The organism is Nonomuraea antimicrobica (genome assembly GCF_039536965.1).
Classification (GTDB): domain Bacteria; phylum Actinomycetota; class Actinomycetes; order Streptosporangiales; family Streptosporangiaceae; genus Nonomuraea; species Nonomuraea antimicrobica.
Genome location: NZ_BAAAZP010000004.1, coordinates 1 through 18,814 on the forward strand (window position 1 = coordinate 1; position 18,814 = coordinate 18,814).

17 protein-coding genes and 1 pseudogene are annotated in these 18,814 nt (G+C 71.8%); 14 read left to right on the forward strand and 4 right to left on the reverse strand.

The window, feature by feature from the left end:
- The first annotated feature begins 196 nt into the window (after window positions 1-196).
- Both ABD844_RS01245 and ABD844_RS01250 read left to right on the forward strand, forming a co-directional pair.
- Window positions 197-2,176 (forward strand): ABC1 kinase family protein, encoded by a 1,980-nt coding sequence (locus ABD844_RS01245; RefSeq protein WP_344871999.1) that lies wholly within the window; start codon window positions 197-199, stop codon window positions 2,174-2,176.
- Between the two features lie 58 nt (window positions 2,177-2,234).
- Entirely contained in the window at window positions 2,235-2,834 is a 600-nt protein-coding gene (locus ABD844_RS01250) for an NADPH-dependent FMN reductase (protein ID WP_344872001.1), read from the forward strand.
- Between the two features lie 32 nt (window positions 2,835-2,866).
- Here ABD844_RS01250 and ABD844_RS01255 read toward each other — a convergent pair whose 3' ends face one another.
- Together ABD844_RS01255 and ABD844_RS01260 are read right to left on the reverse strand one after the other, a co-directional pair.
- On the reverse strand, window positions 2,867-3,529 hold the full coding sequence (locus ABD844_RS01255; protein WP_344872003.1) for a hypothetical protein: 663 nt from the start codon (window positions 3,527-3,529) through the stop codon (window positions 2,867-2,869).
- Between the two features lie 64 nt (window positions 3,530-3,593).
- Window positions 3,594-4,373, reverse strand: a complete 780-nt coding sequence (locus ABD844_RS01260; protein WP_425568488.1) for an HAD-IIA family hydrolase — start codon at window positions 4,371-4,373, stop codon at window positions 3,594-3,596.
- 61 nt (window positions 4,374-4,434) lie between these two features.
- Between ABD844_RS01260 and ABD844_RS01265 the strand changes: the two genes are divergently transcribed.
- The 8 genes from ABD844_RS01265 (at window position 4,435) to ABD844_RS01300 (ending at window position 13,363) form a co-directional block, all read left to right on the forward strand.
- A complete protein-coding gene (locus tag ABD844_RS01265) occupies window positions 4,435-5,622 on the forward strand; it encodes a M20 metallopeptidase family protein (protein WP_344872005.1) in 1,188 nt (395 codons plus the stop codon).
- A gap of 1 nt (window position 5,623) precedes the next feature.
- On the forward strand, window positions 5,624-6,589 hold the full coding sequence (locus tag ABD844_RS01270; protein WP_344872007.1) for a zinc-dependent alcohol dehydrogenase family protein: 966 nt from the start codon (window positions 5,624-5,626) through the stop codon (window positions 6,587-6,589).
- Between the two features lie 145 nt (window positions 6,590-6,734).
- The gene (locus ABD844_RS01275; RefSeq protein ID WP_344872009.1) at window positions 6,735-8,555 is read left to right on the forward strand and encodes an ABC transporter substrate-binding protein; all 1,821 of its coding nucleotides are present in this window, start codon (window positions 6,735-6,737) and stop codon (window positions 8,553-8,555) included.
- Between the two features lie 11 nt (window positions 8,556-8,566).
- On the forward strand, window positions 8,567-9,577 hold the full coding sequence (locus ABD844_RS01280) for an ABC transporter permease (RefSeq protein WP_344872011.1): 1,011 nt from the start codon (window positions 8,567-8,569) through the stop codon (window positions 9,575-9,577).
- Entirely contained in the window at window positions 9,574-10,473 is a 900-nt protein-coding gene (locus ABD844_RS01285) for an ABC transporter permease (protein WP_344872012.1), read from the forward strand. The genes ABD844_RS01280 and ABD844_RS01285 overlap by 4 nt, the downstream gene beginning before the upstream one ends.
- 3 nt (window positions 10,474-10,476) lie before the next feature.
- Window positions 10,477-11,463 carry an ABC transporter ATP-binding protein gene (locus ABD844_RS01290; protein WP_344872014.1) on the forward strand — a complete coding sequence of 329 codons (987 nt, stop codon included), beginning with the start codon at window positions 10,477-10,479 and terminating at the stop codon, window positions 11,461-11,463.
- A complete protein-coding gene (locus ABD844_RS01295) occupies window positions 11,460-12,470 on the forward strand; it encodes an ABC transporter ATP-binding protein (protein ID WP_344872016.1) in 1,011 nt (336 codons plus the stop codon). The genes ABD844_RS01290 and ABD844_RS01295 overlap by 4 nt, the downstream gene beginning before the upstream one ends.
- Window positions 12,470-13,363, forward strand: coding sequence for a GNAT family N-acetyltransferase (locus tag ABD844_RS01300; protein ID WP_344872119.1), 894 nt, complete (start codon window positions 12,470-12,472; stop codon window positions 13,361-13,363). Before ABD844_RS01295 ends, ABD844_RS01300 begins: the two co-directional genes overlap by 1 nt.
- On the opposite strand, the gene ABD844_RS01305 is transcribed toward ABD844_RS01300, so the two are convergent.
- Window positions 13,342-14,481: an exo-beta-N-acetylmuramidase NamZ family protein gene (locus tag ABD844_RS01305; protein WP_344872018.1), complete on the reverse strand. Its 1,140-nt coding sequence runs from the start codon at window positions 14,479-14,481 to the stop codon at window positions 13,342-13,344. The two genes, ABD844_RS01300 and ABD844_RS01305, sit on opposite strands and share 22 nt — an antisense overlap.
- A 57-nt stretch (window positions 14,482-14,538) precedes the next feature.
- Here ABD844_RS01305 and murQ point away from each other — a divergent pair, with 57 nt between their 5' ends.
- The 3 genes from murQ to ABD844_RS01320 all read left to right on the forward strand — a co-directional run bounded on the left by murQ (window position 14,539) and on the right by ABD844_RS01320 (window position 17,192).
- Window positions 14,539-15,438: an N-acetylmuramic acid 6-phosphate etherase gene (gene murQ / locus ABD844_RS01310; RefSeq protein ID WP_344872020.1), complete on the forward strand. Its 900-nt coding sequence runs from the start codon at window positions 14,539-14,541 to the stop codon at window positions 15,436-15,438.
- Window positions 15,439-15,656: 218 nt separating this feature from the next.
- Complete coding sequence (locus tag ABD844_RS01315; protein WP_344872022.1) at window positions 15,657-16,742, forward strand: serine hydrolase domain-containing protein; 1,086 nt, start codon at window positions 15,657-15,659, stop codon at window positions 16,740-16,742.
- Window positions 16,743-16,811: 69 nt separating this feature from the next.
- Entirely contained in the window at window positions 16,812-17,192 is a 381-nt protein-coding gene (locus tag ABD844_RS01320) for a VOC family protein (protein ID WP_344872023.1), read from the forward strand.
- Here ABD844_RS01320 and ABD844_RS01325 read toward each other — a convergent pair.
- Window positions 17,189-18,076 (reverse strand): TIGR03619 family F420-dependent LLM class oxidoreductase, encoded by an 888-nt coding sequence (locus ABD844_RS01325; RefSeq protein ID WP_344872025.1) that lies wholly within the window; start codon window positions 18,074-18,076, stop codon window positions 17,189-17,191. The two genes, ABD844_RS01320 and ABD844_RS01325, sit on opposite strands and share 4 nt — an antisense overlap.
- A gap of 56 nt (window positions 18,077-18,132) precedes the next feature.
- On the opposite strand from ABD844_RS01325, the pseudogene ABD844_RS01330 reads away from it, so the two are divergent.
- Window positions 18,133-18,814: pseudogene (locus ABD844_RS01330) on the forward strand (phosphotransferase family protein); the annotation flags it as partial.

An 18,814-nucleotide genomic window follows, 5' to 3' on the forward strand; every position in this document is an offset into this window, starting at 1 on the left:
GCCCGCCGGTGAACCGGCCCGCCCGTGACCAGCCTGCCGGCTACCGGCCCGCGCCGCCACCCACCGGCAGCCCGACCGCGCCGCCACCCACCGTCCCCGGCCTGACGGCCGGGACCGTCACCCGCGACTGCGAAAGTGTGGCTTTTGCCCGGCTATGGGGGCGGCGAGATGGGGGGCCGTGGGAGGATCCTGGCTCATGGACCTCCCCACGGCGGTGTTCGTCAGTGGCGTCACCCTGCTGATGATCCTCCTGCTCGCCACCGCGGCGCAGCGCCTGCTGGACGTGCGGTTCGGCGCGTTCCGCACCTTCCTGGCCGCGCTGCTGGCGTTCGGCCTGGCGCAGTCGATGCTGGAGCCGATCCTGGGGACCCTCGGCCCCATGGACGCCACGCAGGAGCCCCCCGGCGCCGCCGCCCTGGGCCTGCTCCTGCTGGTCGTCATGGTCTTCGTGCTCATCCCCATGGCCCTGCTGGTGCTCGCCGAGGCCCTGGTGCCGCCGGGCTCGGTGCCGGGGCCGCTGGAGGCGGCCAGGTCGCTGCGCGGGCGGCTGTCGCGGGCCAGGAGGTACTCCCAGATCACCAGGGTCGCCATCCGCCACGGGCTCGGCCCGTACCTGCGGGGGCGGGGCGAGCGGCTGGAGGACCGCTCGGGCAAGCTGCGCCTGGCCAGGTCGCTGCGCGGGGCCCTGGAGGACGGCGGGGTCACGTTCGTCAAGCTCGGCCAGGTCCTGTCCACCCGGCGCGACCTGCTGCCCGCCGAGTTCGTCGAGGAGCTGGGACGGCTGCAGGACCAGGTCGCCCCGGCCCCGTGGGAGCGGATCGAGCCGCTGCTGGCCAGGGAGCTGGGCGGGCCGGTCGAGGAGGTGTTCGCCGAGTTCGACAGGACGCCGCTGGCCGCCGCCTCCATCGGGCAGGTCCACGTCGCCCGGCTGCACTCGGGCGAGAGCGTCGTGGTCAAGGTGCAGCGGCCGGGGATCGGCGCGGTCGTCGGCAAGGACCTCGACATCGTCCGCCGCCTGGCCGCCACGCTGGAGGCCAGGACCCGCTGGGGCCGTTCGCTGGGCCTGATCGACCTGGCCGACGGGTTCGCCGCGGCGATCCGCGAGGAGCTCGACTTCCGCGTCGAGGCGGCCAACATGGCGGCCGTGGCGGCCTCGGGCGGCGGCCCCGTCAGCTATCCGGCCCCGATCGGCGCCATGTGCTCGGAACGCGTCCTCGTCATGCAGCGGCTGTCGGGCACCGCGGTCACCGCGGCGTCCGCTGAGCAGGGCCCGCGCCTGGCTCGCGACCTGCTCGACTGCCTGCTCAGGCAGATCCTCGTCGAGGGCGTCTTCCACGCCGACCCGCACCCGGGCAACCTCATGCTGCTGGAGGACGGCACGCTCGGCCTGCTCGACTTCGGCTCGGTGGGCAGGCTGGACGGCTCCGTACGCTCGGCGCTGCAACGCTTCCTGCTGGCCATGAACCGCCAGGACCCGCTGGGCGTCACGGACGCGCTGCTGGAGGTCGTGCCCCGGCCGGAGGACATCGACGAGCCCGCGCTCGAACGGGCGCTCGGCCAGTTCATGGCCAAGCACCTGGCGCCGGGCATGGACAGCGTCCAGATGTTCACCGACCTGTTCAAGATCGTCTCGGAGTACGGCCTGTCCATACCGCCCGAGGTGGCGGCCGTCTTCCGCGCGCTGGCCACGCTGGAGGGCACGCTCGTCCGCCTGTCACCCGGGTTCAACCTGATCGGCGAGGCCCGCTCGTTCGCCGGGCGCTATCTGGCCGAGCAGATCGGCCCCGACACCGTGCGCGAGACGGTGGCGCAGGAGGTGGCGGCGCTGCTGCCGATGCTGCGCCGTCTGCCGCGCCGGGTCGAGCGCATCGCGAGCGCCGCGGAACATGGCCGCTTCAGCATGAACGTGCGCCTGCTGGCCGACGAACGCGACCGCCGCTTCGTCACCGGCCTGCTGCACCAGGTGCTGCTCACGGTGCTGGGCGCCACGGCGGGGGTGATGGCGGTCGTCCTGCTGGGCTCGGAGGGCGGGCCCGTGGCGTTGCCGCCGACGACGACGTTGTTCCAGCTCATCGGCTACAACCTGCTGGTGATCTCGTCGATTCTGGTGCTGCGCGTGCTGGCTCTCATCTTCCGGCGCCCCCGGGCGTCCGACGATCAACGCTCCTCCCGGTAGGCGGCTCCACCAGTGCGTCTCCCGGTACGGCAAAGACTGTGCGCCTCTTGACTTTCGTATGGTCTTGGACATCCGCGGCATCGGGCAGGTTCTCGGTAACTTCGGAACCTCTTTGGAGCAGTGGGTGAAAATCATCGGATTCGCCGCCAGCCTGCACACGGGGTCATTTATCACCAGATTGTTGGACGCAGCGGGCGGTGAACTGCCGAGGGACGTGGAGTTCGAAGTGTGGCGGGGACTGGACGCGATCACGCCGTACCATCCGGGGCCCGCCCCGGCTGCGGCTCGCGAGCTGGTCGGGCTGGTCGCCGACGGCGACGCGGTGCTGCTGACGGCCCCCGAGCACAGCCTGCTGCCGATCGAGCTGACGTACGCGCTGGACTGGATGGCGGCGCGCGACGGGTTGTCGGGCAAGCACGTGGCCGTGATGAGCGCCAGCGCCCGGGCCTGCGGGGCCATGTGGGCGCAGGCCGAGCTGAACAAGCAGCTCCTCGAGGCGCGGGCGGTCGTGATGGGGGCCGAGCTGGTGGTCTCCCCCGCCTGCCCCTACTTCGACGAGAACGGCCGCCTGGCCGCCCCGGACCTGCGCGCCCAGGTACGCGCGGTGCTCGGCCAGCTCTGCCCCGCCGGGATGATGGAACCCGCGCTCTCCCTCTGAGCCCGCGCCCTCCCCCGGACCACCGATCTTCCTCAGGACCCGCGGCTCTGACGCCGGTCCTCGATCTCCCACAGGTGGTCGAGGACGTGCCAGGCGATGCGGCGCAGCGCGTAGCGCGGGGGCCAGGACGCCTTCTGGGGCGGGCTCTCCTGCCCGGTCTCCTCAGGCGCCCACGGACGGGACAGCACCTGGGCCAGCTCGGCGCGCATGGCCTCGCGGTCCGCACGTGACTTGTACGGCTTGTGCCGCACGCCCACCCTCCTGGCGTACGAGCGCTCGGCCTCCGTAACGTGCTCCACGATCTTCGTACGGTCGCGCCCGCCCCCGCGCGGGCCCTTGCGCAGCTCCTCGGGCGAGACCTCGGCCGTCTCGTCGAACAGCGCCCAGGCCGCCCGCACCAGGGCGACCGAGCGCTCGGCCTCAGGGCCGGACAGCGGCTCCAGGTCGAGTTCCGGCACCCGCTCAGGCACCCCGACGTCCGTCACCACGCTCCCCCGCACCCTGGCCACCACCTCGGGGTCACCCGGCGTGAACTCCAGCCCGGCGCGGGCGGCGATCACGCGGTAGCGGGGAGCGTAGTCCAGCAGCCGCTCGATGGCCGCCTCCTCGCCCTTGTCGACCCGGCACCAGCCGGGCCAGTCGAGCGAGCAGGCGAACACCCTCTTCGGGCCGATCTCCAGGTAAAGGCGGTTCATGACAGTCGAGACTGCCAGCCATACCTGTCAGCGGGCGTCAGGATCGCCCTCCGACTTGCCCGTGTCAGATCAGGTCGACGAGGTCGGCGACCGAGTCGACGACCAGGGAGGGCCGGTAGGGGAAGCGGTCGATCTCGTGGCGCTGGGTGACGCCCGTGAGGACGAGGATCGTGAACAACCCCGCCTCCATCCCCGACACGATGTCGGTGTCCATCCGGTCGCCGATCATGGCCGTGGTCTCGCTGTGCGCCTCGATCGCGTTGAGCGCGCTGCGCATCATCCGGGGGTTGGGCTTGCCGACGAAGTAGGGGGCCACGCCGGTGGCCTTGGTGATGAGCGCCGCCACCGCGCCGCAGGCGGGCAGTGAGCCCTCGGTGGAGGGGCCGACGGGGTCGGGGTTGGTGGCGATGAAGCGGGCCCCGCCCTCGATGAGCCGGATGGCCCGGGTGATCTGCGTGAAGCTGTAGGTGCGGGTCTCGCCGAGCACCACGTAGTCGGGGTCGAGGTCGGTCAGCACGTAGCCGACCTCGTGCAGCGCCGTCGTGAGCCCGGACTCGCCGATCACGTACGCCGACCCGCCCGGCCGCTGGTCGTCGAGGAACTGGGCGGTGGCCAGCGCGGAGGTGTAGATGGACTCGGCGGGCACGGCCAGGCCCGCGCCGGCCAGCCGTACCGAGAGGTCGCGTTGCGTGTAGATCGAGTTGTTGGTCAGGACCCGGAACTTCTTCTCCGATTCGCTGAGCCGCTTGATGAACTCGTCGGCGCCGGGGACCGGCCGCCCCTCGTGGACGAGAACGCCGTCCATGTCGGACAACCAGGAGTCGATCCGCTTGCGCTGAGTCACGCCCACATCGTACCGAGCGCGCCTTATCGACTTCCCGCCCGGCTCGTGAACAATGTTCTTCATGTCGTTCACTGAATCCGCGCAGGACATGCGAGACGAGATCGTCCAGCTCAGGCACTCTTTGCACACCACTCCGGAGCTCGGCCTGCACCTGCCGCGCACCCAGGAGAAGGTGCTGGCGGCGCTGGAAGGGCTGCCGCTGGAGATCACCACGGGCAAGGCCCTCAGCTCGGTGACCGCCGTGCTGAGGGGCGGCCGCCCAGGACCGGCGGTGCTGCTGCGGGGCGACATGGACGCCCTGCCCGTGACCGAGAGGAACGACCTGCCCTACGTCTCCCAGTCGCCAGGCCAGATGCACGCGTGCGGGCACGACCTGCACACCGCGATGCTGGCGGGGGCGGCGCACCTGCTGTGCGCGCGGCGGGAGGAGCTGGCCGGTGACGTGATCTTCATGTTCCAGCCGGGCGAGGAGGGCCACGAGGGCGCCAAGCACATGATCGCCGAGGGGGTGCTCGACGCGGCGGGCGAGCGGCCGGTGGCGGCGTACGGCATGCACGTGGTGTCGGCGATGTTGCCGCCGGGGCTGTTCGCGTCGCGGCCTGGGCCGATCATGGCGGCGGCCGACACGTTCAACGTGACGGTGAAGGGACGTGGCGGGCACGGGTCGAGCCCGCACCGCTCGCTCGACCCGATCCAGGCGGGCTGCGAGATGGTGACGGCCCTGCAGACGATGGTGACCAGGACGTTCGACGTGTTCGACCCGGTCGTGGTGACGGTGGGCAGCTTCCACGGCGGCACGGCCGACAACATCATCCCCGACGAGGCCCGCTTCGACGCCACGGTGCGCACCTTCAGCAAGGACAACAGGGAGCGGGTCAAGAAGCGGCTCACAGAGGTCGTGCAGGGCATCGCGGCGGCGCACGGCCTGGCGGTCGAGGCGTCGTTCGGGATGGGCTACCCGGTGACGGTCAACGACCGCGGCGAGACCGACTTCGTGCGCGAGACGGCCGACGAGCTGTTCGGGCCTGGGCGCTACTTCGTCTCGCCGCAGCCGATCATGGGGTCTGAGGACTTCTCGTACGTGCTGGAGAACGTGCCGGGGGCGTTCGTCTTCCTGGGGGCCTGCCCGCCCGGCCGCGACCCGGCCACGGCGCCCTACAACCATTCGCCCGAGGCGGTCTTCGACGACGCGGTGCTGACCGACGGGGCCGCGCTGTACGCCTCTCTGGCCCACTCCAGGCTGTCCTGACGTGCGGGCCTGGGTGGTGGAGCGGCCGGGTCCGATGGCGTCCCGGCCGCTGGCGCTGATCGAACGGGACGTGCCGGAGCCGGGGCCGGGCGAGGTCCTGATCCGGGTGGAGGCGTGCGGGGTGTGCCGTACGGACCTGCACCTGGCCGAGGGCGACCTGGCGCCGCGACGGCCCCGCACCACCCCCGGGCACCAGGTCGTGGGACGGGTCGAGGGCACGGGCGAGCGGGTCGGCGTGGCCTGGCTCCGCTCCACGTGCGGCGTGTGCAAGTACTGCCGCGCGGGGATGGAGAACCTCTGCGCCGACTCCACCTACACGGGCTGGGACGCCGACGGCGGGTACGCCGACTACCTCACCGCGCCCCGCGACTACGTCTATCCGCTGCCCGATGACGTGCCCGCCGAGCGGCTGGCGCCGCTGCTGTGCGCCGGGATCATCGGCTACCGGGCGCTGCTGCGCTGCGACCTGCCGCCGGGCGGGCGGCTGGGGATCTACGGTTTCGGCGCCTCGGCCCACCTGACCGCCCAGGCCGCGATCGCGCAGGGCGCGGTCGTGCACGCGGTCAGCAGGTCGGCCGCCTCCCGGGAGCTGGCCCTGGAGCTGGGGGCGGCCTCGGCGGGAGACCGGCCGCCCGAGCCGCTCGACGCGGCCATCCTGTTCGCGCCCGTGGGCACGCTGGTGCCGCCCGCGCTGGAAGCACTCGACCGGGGAGGTACCCTGGCCGTGGCAGGCATCCACCTGACCGACATCCCGCCGCTCGACTACGAGCGGCATCTCTTCCAGGAGCGCACGCTCCGCAGCGTGACGGCCAACACCAGGGCCGACGGGCGGGCCTACCTGGAGCTCGCGCTGGCGCATCCGCCGCGGGTCACGACGACGCCCTACCCCTTCGAGGAGGCGGACCGGGCGCTGGCCGATCTCGCGGCCGACCGGTTCAGCGGGGCCGCGGTCCTGCTCCCGAGCTGACCGAAAATTTGATGGCGCTTAGCTCCACTCCGTACACTGATGAAGGAAAGTTACATTAGCCTCACAACCACTGGAGATTATTGACGCTCGCGTGGCGCGATCGTAATGTCCGGTCAATCCCTAGAGACATCCCCCGGAGCGGCAAATGAAGCGACTGGCAGCGGTAGTGGCGTTGCTGGGCCTGGCCACCGCGACAGCGGCGTGCAGCGGCGGCAGCAGCACCAACAATTCCGGCGGCTCGACCGGCGGCGGCTTGTTCACCACGATCGACGTGAACAAGCCAGGCCTCGATGCGACCGGCCCGGCGAACCCGTGGGCGCCCAAGGGCAACTCTTTCCTCGGCTACAACGCCATGAAGCTCGGGTGGGTCAAGAACCACGTGACCGACCCGAACCAGTTCTACCCGGGCATCGCCGCCAGTTGGGAGATCGCGCCCGACAACTCCTCGATCACCATCCACATCCAGCCGAACGCCAAGTGGTCCGACGGCAAGCCCGTGACGGCCGACGACGTCAAGCTCTCGCTGGGCCTGGCCTCCACGCAGGGCAGCACCGCGTTCGCGACCACGCCGGGCGCGGCGGGCGTGGCCTCCGACGTCCAGGTGGTCGACCCCAAGACCGTCAAGGTCACCCAGGACATGTCCAACCCGAGCTCCAAGTTCGGCCGCAGCATCATGGACACGTGGGTCGTGCCCGCGCACGTCTGGAGCAGCACGCTGCCGGCCGACTTCTGGGACAAGCAGAAGGCCGCCAGGGGCACCGGCGGCGAGGCCGACAAGGCCCGCGAGGAGATCCTCGCCATCGGCCAGAAGGTGCTCGCCTTCGCGCCGCCGAAGGACGTCTCCGCCGGCCCGTTCACGCTGGAGCGGGTCAACCCGGGTGAGGCGCTGCTGGTCAAGAACAAGAACTTCTACAACGCCGCCAACGTCGCGCCGGCCCAGGTGAAGTTCCTCAACTTCAGCGGCAACGAGCAGATCTGGAACTACCTGAGCGCCGGCAAGCTCGACCAGGCCGGCTTCACCGCCATGCCCACCGACGTGATGACCCGGATCAAGCAGGCGCCCGGCTCCAACGTCATCACCGGCTTCTCGCCGGTGGCCGTCGGCATGGCGTTCAACCAGACGAAGAAGCCGTACGACAACGTGCACGTGCGGCGCGGCCTGGCCTACCTGATCGACCGCGACCAGGTGACCAAGGTGGCCTCGCCCGAGGGCGGCACGCCGGCCGTGACGACCTCCGGCATGCACCAGAAGCCCGCCCAGGAGTGGATCGGCTCCGAACTGGCCGCGCTCAACCCGTACAAGCACGACCTGGCCAAGGCGGAGGAGGAGTTCAAGGCGGCCGGTCTGAAGAAGACCGACGGCAAGTGGACCCTGGCCGACGGCAAGCCGTGGAAGCTCACCATGTACGCCCCCGCGCCGTTCTCCGACTGGATCTCGGCCGAGGAGAACATCAAGAGCCAGCTCATCGCCGCCGGCGTGGACGCGGAGGTCGTGACCGTCGCCGACTTCGCCGTCTACCAGGAGGAGATCGCGGCCGGCAAGTACGACGTCGGCCTGTGGCTGATGGCGCTCGGCCCGGCGCCGTACGACATCTTCGCGCGCCTCTACGGCGTCTCCAACGGCTGGTCCAACGTCGCGGGCAAGGTCGCGCACAACGCCCCCGGCAAGGGCGGCAACTTCATGGGCAGCGCGGAGGAGATCGACGTCGAGGGCGTCGGCAAGATCAACCCGGGTGAGCTGACCGCCAAGCTCAACGCGGCCACCCCCGAAGAGGCCAAGCCGATCATGGTGCAGCTCGCCAAGACGGCCAACCAGGACCTGCCGGCCATCCAGCTCTGGGACTACGTCAACTCCCAGTTCACCAACACCAGCCGCTTCACCGGCTGGCCGGCCCAGGACAGCGACCTGCTCCGCCTGAACGCCGGTGTCTGGATGCAGCTCGGTCTCATCAAGGCGAAGCAGTAGAGAAAGTGCCTATGGTAGTCATCGCACGGCGACTCGCGGGCCACGTGGCCCGCGGGGTCGTCATGATCCTCGTCGTGGCCACGATCAGCTTCTTCATCGTCAGGAGCATTCCCGGCGACCCGGTGGCAGCCAATGTCCAGAAGCTGATCCAGCAGGGCATGGACCAGCAGGCGGCCGAGGCGGCCACGCGCGTGCTGTACGGGTTCCAGCCCAAGGGCTCGCTGTGGGAGCAGTACGTCCAGTACATGTCGGGCCTGTTCCGCTTCGACCTCGGCCAGTCGGTCACCCACGCGGGCGCGCCCGTCACCCAGGTGCTGGGCGAGGCCGCCAAGTGGACCGTTCTACCGGTGCTGGCGGGCACGCTGCTCAGCTTCCTGGTCGGCATCCTGTTGGGCGTCTACGCGGCCATCAAGCGCTCCGGCAAGCTGGGCGACATCCTGGCCGTCTCCGGATCCCTGCTGCACGGCGTGCCGCAGTACGTGCTGGGCCTGCTGCTCAGCGCGATCTTCGCCACGCTGATCCCGATCCTGCCCGCGGACGGGCCGGTGGACATCCTGTTCGAGCCCGGGTTCAACGCCGGCTACATCGGCTCGCTGGTCGAGCACGCGGTGCTGCCGGTGGCGACGTACGCGCTGGCCGCGTACGGCGGGTGGATCCTGGCCATGAAGTCGAGCGTCGTCACGGTGCTCGGCGACGACTTCATCCTCGCCGCGGAGTTGCGCGGGATGAAGCGCTCGATCGTCTTCAGGTACATCGCCCGCAACGCGATCCTGCCCCTGTTCACGATCCTGGCGCTGTCGCTGGGCCTGCTGCTCGGCGGCGCGGTGTTCATCGAGCGGATCTTCAACTATCCGGGGCTCGGCCTGCTGCTCATCGACAGCATCACCATGCGTGACTACGCGCTGATGAGCGGGGCGTTCCTGATCATCACGGTGGCCATCATCCTGGCGAACATCCTCGCCGACCTGTTCTACTCCGTGATCGACCCGCGGGTCCGCAGCGGGGAGGAGGTGTCGTCATGAGCGTGCTCCTGGAGAGCGCGTCGACGAGCGCCGCGATGCGCCGCAACTTCTGGGCGGGCGTCTGGCGGGTGATGAAGCGCAAGCCCAGCCGCATGGTGGGTGTCGTGCTCGTGGCCGGGTTCGCCTTCATGGGCCTGTTCGGGCCGATGTTCTACCCCGCGCAGTTGCCGCTCGACCCGACGCAGATCACCAGGCCGCCGAGCTGGGAGCACTGGCTCGGCACCGACGACCAGGGCCGCGACGTGATCGCTCTCGTCGTCACCGGCTCGCGGTACGTGCTGCTGGCCGCCCTGGTGACCGCGGTCATCACGGTGGTCCTGGGCACCGCCGTCGGGCTGTTCTCCGGCTTCAAGCGGGGCCGCTGGGACACCGTGCTCATGCGGATCACCGACATGAAGCTGACCATCCCCGGCCTGCCGCTGCTGCTGGTGCTGTCCACGGTGTGGAAGTTCAGCAGCGCCGTCCAGATGGGCCTGGTGTTGGGGCTGCTGAGCTGGGGCGGCGTGGCCAGGGCCGTGCGCTCCCAGACGCTCTCGCTGCGCGAGCGGGGCTTCATCGAGGCCGCGCGCGGGCTGGGGCTGTCCACCACGCACATCGTGGGCAAGGAGCTGCTGCCGAGCATGGCGCCGTACATCGCGATGAACATGCTCATCGCGATCACCGGTGGCGTGTACGCGCAGGTGGGGCTCTTCTTCCTGGGCGTGCTGCCGTACGAGTCGAACAACTGGGGCCAGATGCTCAACACGGCCGTGTTCCGCTCGGGGGCGCTCACCGTGCCGAGCGCGCTGGGCTTCCTCATCGGGCCGCTGCTGGCGATCCTGCTGCTGACCCTGGCCATCGTGCTCGTGGTGGACGCCATGGACGAGATCTTCAATCCCCGGCTGCGCGAGGAGTAGAGGGTGAGCGAGAAAGCGCCCGGAGTGCGCATCGGCGGCCTCACGGTCGTCTACAAGACCCCGGCGGGCGAGCTGCCCGCCGTCAGGGACGTCACGCTGACGCTGGAGCCCGGCTCGATCACCGGCATCGTCGGCGAGTCCGGCTCGGGCAAGTCCACGCTGGCCCTGTCGCTGCTCAACGCCGTCCAGCCGCCCGGCAGGATCGCGGCGGGCAGCGTCGAGATCGACGGGCTGGGCGACGTGGTGGGCCTGGCGGGCGAGCGGCTGCGCAAGGCCAGGGGCAGGCACATCGGGTACGTCTTCCAGGCCGCCCAGAACTCCCTCAACCCGCTCAAGACGGTCGGCAAGCAACTGCTCGACCTGGGCCGTTCACACGGCGTGGAGGACCTGCGGGGCCTGGTGCGCGAGGCCAAGGAGCTGCTGTCCCGGATGGGCCTCGACGGCGCCCGCGTGCTCGACTCGCATCAGCACGAGCTGTCCGGCGGCATGCGCCAGCGCGTCGGCATCATGCTGGCGCTGGTGCTCAACGCCCACCTGGTGGTGCTGGACGAGCCCACGACCGCGCTCGACATGATCACCCAGGCCAACATCCTGAAGATCGTGCGCGAGGTGCACGCGGAGCGCGGCCTGACCACGCTGGTCATCACGCACGACATCGGCGTGGTGGCCGAGGTCGCCGACCGGCTGGCCGTCATGTACGGCGGCCGCCTGGTCGAGCAGGGCCCGACCAGGGAGGTGCTCGGCTCGCCCCGGCACCCCTACACCCGGGGCCTGATCAGGGCCATCCCCCGCCTCGTCGGCGACATCGACGAGGCCCAGGCGCTGCCCGGCCGCCCGCCGACGCTGGTGACCGTGCCGAAGCAGGGCTGCGTGTTCAGGGAGCGCTGCCCGCTGCGCATGGACGTGTGCGACGACGTGGACCCGGAAGCCGTCGCGTACGGGCCCAGGACCGTGGCGTGCCACGCCGTGACCGTGAAGGAGCACGCATGATCACCGGAACCGGGGTCGTCAAGACCTTCAAGCAGCGGGGCAAGGTGCTCGGGGCCCGCGAGGTGCGGGCGCTGCGGGGCGTGGACTTCGCCATCCCCAAGGGCGGGGCGGCCTCGTTCATCGGGGAGTCCGGCTGCGGGAAGACCACGCTGGGGCGGATCATCGCGGGGCTGGAGGCGTACGACGAGGGTGAGGTCGCCATCGACGGCGTCTCCATGTCCGCGCTCAAGCCCAAGCACCGCCAGCCGCACTTCCGCAAGATCCAGATGATCCACCAGGACCCGTACTCGGCACTGAACCCGACGCGGACCATCCACCAGACGCTGCACGCGCCGCTGACCCTGCGCGCCGGGCAGACGGGGCGGCCGAGGTCGTGGGTGGACGAGCGGGCGGCCGAGGTGCTGTCGCTGGTCGGCCTGGACCCCGGCACGGTGCTGTCGCGCTACCCGCACCAGCTCTCCGGCGGCATGCGCCAGCGGGTGGTCATCGCCCGCGCGCTGACCGTGGACCCGGAGATGCTGGTCGCCGACGAGGCCGTCTCGATGATCGACGTCTCGCTCCGGCTGGGCATCCTGTCGCTGCTGAAGGACCTGCGCGAGCGCCTCGGGGTGAGCGTGCTGTTCATCACGCACGACGTGGCCACCGCCCGCTACATCGGCGGCGACGGCGAGCTGTACGTCATCTACCGCGGCCAGGTCGTCGAGCGCGGCGCGGTGGACACGATCATCGCCGACCCCGTGCACCCGTACACGCAGTCGCTGCTGTCGGCGATCCCGGTGCTGCACGGCCTGGAGCAGCCGAGCGAGCAGCCCGTGGTGCCGCTGGAGTCGCTGGACGAGAGCCGGTTCGACGACGGCTGCCTGTTCGCCCGCCGCTGCCCGTTCCGCGGCGAGCGGTGCGCGGAGGAGCGGCCGTTGCTCCAGATCACCGAGGGCGTGCCGCAGGAGCACGCGTGCTTCTACCCCGAGCGCCGCAGCGTGATCGCCCGCCCGATGAGCGAGGTGTGATGTCCCACGCCGTACGGGCCGCCGAGCCCGCCGAGGCGGCACGCGTGGCCGAGGCCGCGCTGACGCTGGACGCCGGGGAGGGTGCGGCCCTGGTCGGGCGCCTGTCGCGGCCCCCGGCCGGGCGGCGCTGGACGGCGCTGGCCACCGACGGCGGCGTGGTGATGGCCTCGATGTCCGGCAAGGACCCCGACACGGGGCACATCGACCTGCTCGCCGTGCACCCGTCCGCCCGGGGAGAGGGGCGCGGGCGGGCGCTGGTGCGCGCGGCCGAGGAGTGGCTGCGCGGGCAGGGAGCCAGGGAGGCCCGCTTCGCCGGGAACCCGCCGTGCTACGGCTGGCCGGGCATCGACGTCCGCTACACCGCCGCCGCCTGCCTGGCCGAGAGCCTGGGGTACGAGCAGTACGACGTGGCCTGGAACATGACGGCCGACCTCATGAAGGCGGACCTGTCCGTCGAGGCCGAGCTGGCGCGGCTGGCCGAGGCCGGCGTCACCGTGCGCGCGGCCGGGCCAGGAGACAGCCCAGGAGACGGCCCAGGAGACGGCGCAGGCCGGGAGCGGGTGGCCGCGTTCGCCGAGGAGCACTGGAACGACCGGTGGGCCTGGGAGGCGGTCAACGCGACCGGGCTGCACTACGCCGAGCGCGACGGCCGGATCCTCGGGTTCGCCGCCTGGGGGGCGCGGCCGTCCTGGTTCGGCCCGATGGGCACCGCGCCCGGCGCCCGCGGGCTCGGCCTGGGCCGGGTGCTGCTGCGCAGGTGCCTGGCCGAGCAGCGGGCCGCCGGGCAGACCGAGTCCCAGATCGGATGGGTGGGGCCGCTGGCGTTCTACTCGCGCGCCGTGGGCGCGCGAGCCGAACGCGTCTTCTGGCTCTACCGGCGCGAACTGGCGTGATGATCCGTACCGTAGAGCAGCCGCCCCTCCGGACGTCCCGGCGGCGGGCAGAGCTCGCGTGGGTCCCCACCGGCCTCCAGGCACCTGGTGAGGGAGTCGGACCCCCACAGGTGGTCCAGGAACAGGTCGGGGCCCCACCAGCGCAGGTCGTCAGGGTAGAGGTCGCGGGCGACGTACAGCATCGACAGGCCGGTCAGCACGGGCCTGAAGGCGTCGCGGTCGTGCACGTGGAGCTGCACCCCGCGCACGGGGGTGCCGGCGTGCTTGTGGAACGTCGGCGTGAACCACGTCTCCCTGAACCGCACCCCCGGCAGGCCCAGCCCGGCCAGCGCCGGGGCGAACCGCCCGTCGACGCACGGGGCCCCGACCAGCTCGAAGGGCCGGGTCGTGCCACGTCCCTCGGAGAAGTTCGTCCCCTCGAACAGGCCGGTGCCCGGGTAGACCAGCGCGGTGTCCGGGGTGGGCATGTTGACCGACGGCATCACCCAGGGCAGGCCGGTCTCCGCGAAGGCCGTCTCCCGCCGCCAGCCCTCCATCCTGACCACGGTCAGGTCCAGGTCGAACCCGAACAGCTCGGCCAGCTCCCCCACCGTCCTGCCGTGCCGTACCGGCAGTGGGAAGCGGCCCACGAAGCTCGCGAACGCCGGGTCCAGCACCGGCCCCTCGGCCACGGCGCCGCCCAGCGGGTTCGGGCGGTCCAGCACGACGAAGCGCAGCCCGAGCCGGGCGGCCGACTCCAGCAGGTCGTACATGGTCCAGACGTACGTGTAGAACCGGGCGCCCACGTCGGCGATGTCGAAGACCAGCGTGTCCACGCCGGCGGCGGCCACGACCCGGTCCAGGTCCTCGCCGGAGAGTTGGTAGGTGTCGTAGACGGGCAGGCCGGTCCGCTCGTCCACGGCGTCGCTCTCGCCGCCCGCGGCCTGCGCCGTGCCGCGCATGCCGTGCTCGGGCCCGAACAGGGCGGTCAGCTTCAGTCCCGCGGCCAACAGGGCGACGGGCGTGGGGGTCAGATCGGGCAGGACTCCGGTGGGGTTGGTGATCAGGCCGAGGCGGGTGCCCCCGGCGAGGCGGGGATCCGCGGCCAGCCGTTCGGCTCCTGTTCGTACGGGTTGCATGAACCCATTGTCTGAAAGATATTTACAAGAGAGAAGTAAAGGGTGGAAATTAGCGACATGATTGATCCGCTACTCGAGCTGTCCACCGAGCAGAGCGATCCCCGCTACAGCCAGATCGACCGGCTGCCGACCAAGGAGATCGCCCTCCTCATGAACCAGGCCGACGCCGCCGTGCCCGCCGCCGTGGCGGTGGTCATCCCGGCGATCTCGGCGGCCATCGACGGGATCGCCGACAGGATGGCCCAGGGCGGCCGGCTCCTCTACGTGGGCGCCGGCACGTCGGGGCGGCTGGCCGTGCTCGACGCCAGCGAGTGCCCGCCCACATTCGGCACCGACCCCTCGCTGGTGCAGGGCATCATCGCGGGCGGGCCGGACGCGCTGACCCGCTCGGTCGAGGGAGCCGAGGACGACACCGAGGCGGGCGCCGCCGCGCTGAAGGACCTGGAGGTGGGGCCGCTCGACTCGGTCGTCGGCGTCTCCGCCAGCGGACGGGCTCCCTTCGTGCTGGGCGCGCTGGCGGAGGCGACCGGCCGCGGCGCGCTGACCGTCGGGCTGTCGTGCAACAGCGACGCACCGCTGTCGGCCGCCGCCGAGCACCCCATCGAGGTGGTCGTGGGGCCCGAGGTGGTGACCGGCTCGACCCGGCTCAAGGCGGGCACGGCGCAGAAGCTCGTGCTGAACATGATCTCGACGATCTCGATGGTCAAGCTGGGCCGCACGTACGGGAACAAGATGATCGAGATGTCGGCCATGAACAGCAAGCTCGCCGGGCGGGCGGTGCGCATGGTCAGCGACATCACCGGAGCCGACCAGGAGACGGCCGGCGCGGCGCTGGACGCGGCGGGCGGTCAGGCGAAGATCGCGGTGCTGATGATCCAGCACGGTCTCGACGCGGACGGGGCCCGCACGCTCCTGGAGTCGCACGGCGAACGCCTCAGCGACGCCCTCAGCGGCTGACCGGGGCGCAGACTCCTTCTGGGCCGGGTGTCGGAGCGGACCCCCGGAGAACGGGGCCTGACGGCGCCACGGAGCCCGTCGCCCGGACGTGCAGCGGGCCCCGGACGGCCGGACCTTTCGGCATCATGGAGTTGGGCCATCGGGGCGGGAGCGACGCAGGCTCCCCCGGATGGCCGTGCGGCCCCCGGGCCGGACGACGACGGTGATGAGGGGGAAGGATGCCGGTGGGGCTGGAGGCGATCCTGGCGGACGCCGTGCCGCGCGTGTGCTCGGCCGCGGTCGCGCTGATCGCCGTGAACGGCTCCGTGGCGGCCGGGGCCGTCGCCGGAGAGCTGGTGCGCTACACCGACGCCCGCGGGACCCTGGCCGCGCACCGCCCGCCCGCCCGCCGCGACTCGATCTTCGACCTGGCCTCGATCAGCAAGCTCTTCACCACGGTCGTGCTGCTCTCGCTGGCCGAGGAGGGCCGGCTCCACCTCGACGAGCCGGTGGCCGCCCGGATCGAGGGCACCGATCCGCGCATCACGCTCCGCCGCCTGCTCACCCACACCGCCGGGCTGCCCGCCGACCGCCGCATCGACCGCGAGCTGCCCAGGGCCGACGCCGAGACGCGCCTGGCCGCCCTGCTGCGCACGCCGATCATCCACCCGGTCGGCGGGCCGTGCCTGTACAGCGACGTCGGCATGATCATGGCGGGCCGCCTGGCCGAGCTGGCGGGCGGCGCGCGGCTCGACGCCCTGGTGCGCGACCGGGTGACCGGCGTGCTCGGGCTGTCCGACACGGTCTACCGCCCCGACGGCTCCAGGCTGGCGCGCGTCGCCGCGACCGAGTGGAAGGCCGAGCGTCCTGGGCCCGGCTGCGTGCGGGGCGAGGTGCACGACGAGACCGCGTACGCGCTGGGCGGTGTGGCGGGGCACGCGGGCCTGTTCTCCACGGCCGGAGACCTGCTGACCATCGGCGAGGTGCTGCGCAAGGGCGGCGAGCCCGTGCTGCGGCAGGAGAGCGTCGCCGAGATGGTGCGCGACCAGGGGGCCGAGGGGGCGCCGTTCCGCCAGGGGCTGGGCGTGCGGATCGGCGATCCGGCCATCGTCGGCCCGCTGACCGGCGCGTACGGCCACTCGGGATTCACCGGCACCTCGCTCGTGATCGACCCCGCCCGCCGCCTGACCGTGGTGCTGCTGACGAACGCCGTGCACCCGCGGCGGGGCGGCGCAGGCGTTCGCGAGCTGCGGCACGCGGTGGCCACGAAGGCGGCCCGCCTGGCCTTGACAGAAAGTGATCGCCCGGCTACTCACCCGAGGTGAGCCTGTGGGTGAAGATGCCGGTGAGGCGGCCGGCGTGCCCCTGCCCGTGGCCTGACATAGCCTGGAGACATGTCCGTCCATCTGAACCACACGATCGTGCCGGCCAGTGACAGGGACGCGACCGCCACCTTCCTCGTCGAGATCCTCGGCCTGGACCCGGCACCCGAGTACGGCCCGTTCCGCGTCGTCTCGCTCGGCAACGACGTCTCGCTCGACGTGGTGCAGGCGGGCCCCGAGGTGCCGTCGCAGCACTACGCCTTCCTCGTCGGTGACGACGAGTTCGACCAGATCTGGGGCCGGATCAAGGAGCGCGGCCTGACGTACTGGGCCGATCCATTCCACCAGCGTCCGGGGCAGATCAACACCAACGACGGCGGGCGCGGCCTCTACTGGTCCGACCCCGACGGGCACAACCTGGAGATCATCACCGTGCCCTACGGCGGCGGCTAGGGAGCCAGCGCCTCCAGCGCCTCCTCGGCCCGGCGCATCGCGTCTTCCGCGCCGGCCACGGGGATCTCGGTGTCGAAGTTCAGGTCGTGGAAGACGTCTGTCACGCCCACGGCGGCCAGCTCGGCCACGTCGCGCCGGATCTTGTCGTACGTGCCGCTCAGCGGGCGGGGCTCGTCGGCCGCGCGCACCCGCGTGGCGCCGCGCACCACGAACCGGAACGCGGCGGGGTCGCGCCCGGCCGCCGTCAGCTCCGCCTTGAGCAGCTCGATCCGGCCGCCGATGGCCGACAGGTCCTCCCTGCTGGAGCTGACCCAGCCGTCGGCCAGCCGCGCCGCGCGGCGCAGCGCGACCTCGGCGGTGCCGCCGAGCAGGACGGGCGGCGGTCCCGGCACGGGCTTGGGGTCGATGTGGGCGGGCGACACCCGGTAGAAGTCGCCGGAGTGCTCGACCACGTCGTCGGTCCACGCCTTGCGCAGCACCTCGACGAACTCCTCTGCCCGGCGCCCGCGCCGCGCCATGTCCACGCCGGACGCCTCGAACTCCTCCGGCACCCAGCCCAGCCCGACCCCCGCCGTGAGCCGCCCGCCGGAGAGCGTCTGCAACGTGGCGAGCTGCTTGGCCAGCTCGACCGGCTGCACGTACGCGTTGATCACGGCCACGCCCAGTCCGATGGCGCCGGTCACGGCCGACAGGTGGGCCAGCGTGATCAGCGGGTCGTGGACCGAACGGTAGGTGGGCCCCATCGGATGCCCGACCGGATAGAGCAGCCGCTGGAACGTCCACAGCTCGGCGTACCCGAGCTCCTCGGCCCGGGTGGCGACGCGGCGCATGTTCGCGGAGGTGGCCCAGGGCCCTGACTGCGGTACGGCGAAACCGACTCTCATGCCTACCAGTCTGGCCCTCTGGTCTTACCTCCCGGACAGCGCCCTAGTCTGTACGGGTGGGTCTGGAGGAGGAGCTGGCGGGCATCGCCGCCGCGCACGGCGGGGCCGGGACACCCGTGGTGCACCCGACACGTACGGACGTCGTGGTGTTACGCGTGGGTGAGGTCGTGGTCAAGGCCCATTCGGCCCGTGACGACCCCGAAGGGCTGCGGCAGAGGCTGCGCGCCGCCGCGTCGGCCTCGGTGAGCGGCGTGATGCTGGCCCCGCTGAACCCCGACGTGCTGTCGGCGGCCGGGCGCGCGGTGACGGTGTGGCCGGCGGGCCGCCCCATCTCCCACGACGACGACCCGGGCTCCGCACCGTGGGAGGAGGGCGCCAGGCTGCTGGCCAGGCTGCACGCCGTCCCGCTGACCGTGCTGCCGGGGCTGCCGCCCGCCGGAGGGCCCGCCAGGGCGGCCCGCGCCGTGAGCCGCATGCCGGGCGACGGGCCGGTGGAGCGGCTCATCCGGCGGGCGTTCGAGGAGCTGCCAGAGTCTCCCCCGCTGCCCTGGCCGCAGCCGGGGTCCCGTCCGGGGCCGCAGCCGGGCTCCCAGCCGGGGTCGCGGCCAGGGCGCCGGTCAGGATGGCCGCCTGGGCCGCCTCCGGGATCGCTGCCTGGGCTGCTGACGCACGGCGACTGGCACCTGGGCCAGCTCGTCCACCGCGACCGGTGGCTGCTCATCGACGTCGAGGACCTCG

Bases quoted from the DNA above. Each gene is read 5' to 3' on its own strand.
- ABD844_RS01245 (WP_344871999.1), top strand. From the start codon at position 197: ATGGACCTCCCCACGGCGGTGTTCGTCAGTGGCGTCACCCTGCTGATG.
- ABD844_RS01250 (WP_344872001.1), top strand. From the start codon at position 2,235: ATGGTCTTGGACATCCGCGGCATCGGGCAGGTTCTCGGTAACTTCGGA.
- ABD844_RS01255 (WP_344872003.1), bottom strand. From the start codon at position 3,529: ATGAACCGCCTTTACCTGGAGATCGGCCCGAAGAGGGTGTTCGCCTGC.
- ABD844_RS01265 (WP_344872005.1), top strand. From the start codon at position 4,435: ATGTCGTTCACTGAATCCGCGCAGGACATGCGAGACGAGATCGTCCAG.
- ABD844_RS01275 (WP_344872009.1), top strand. From the start codon at position 6,735: ATGAAGCGACTGGCAGCGGTAGTGGCGTTGCTGGGCCTGGCCACCGCG.
- ABD844_RS01280 (WP_344872011.1), top strand. From the start codon at position 8,567: ATGGTAGTCATCGCACGGCGACTCGCGGGCCACGTGGCCCGCGGGGTC.
- ABD844_RS01285 (WP_344872012.1), top strand. From the start codon at position 9,574: ATGAGCGTGCTCCTGGAGAGCGCGTCGACGAGCGCCGCGATGCGCCGC.
- ABD844_RS01295 (WP_344872016.1), top strand. From the start codon at position 11,460: ATGATCACCGGAACCGGGGTCGTCAAGACCTTCAAGCAGCGGGGCAAG.
- ABD844_RS01300 (WP_344872119.1), top strand. From the start codon at position 12,470: ATGTCCCACGCCGTACGGGCCGCCGAGCCCGCCGAGGCGGCACGCGTG.
- ABD844_RS01305 (WP_344872018.1), bottom strand. From the start codon at position 14,481: ATGCAACCCGTACGAACAGGAGCCGAACGGCTGGCCGCGGATCCCCGC.
- murQ (WP_344872020.1), top strand. From the start codon at position 14,539: ATGATTGATCCGCTACTCGAGCTGTCCACCGAGCAGAGCGATCCCCGC.
- ABD844_RS01315 (WP_344872022.1), top strand. From the start codon at position 15,657: ATGCCGGTGGGGCTGGAGGCGATCCTGGCGGACGCCGTGCCGCGCGTG.
- ABD844_RS01320 (WP_344872023.1), top strand. From the start codon at position 16,812: ATGTCCGTCCATCTGAACCACACGATCGTGCCGGCCAGTGACAGGGAC.
- ABD844_RS01325 (WP_344872025.1), bottom strand. From the start codon at position 18,076: ATGAGAGTCGGTTTCGCCGTACCGCAGTCAGGGCCCTGGGCCACCTCC.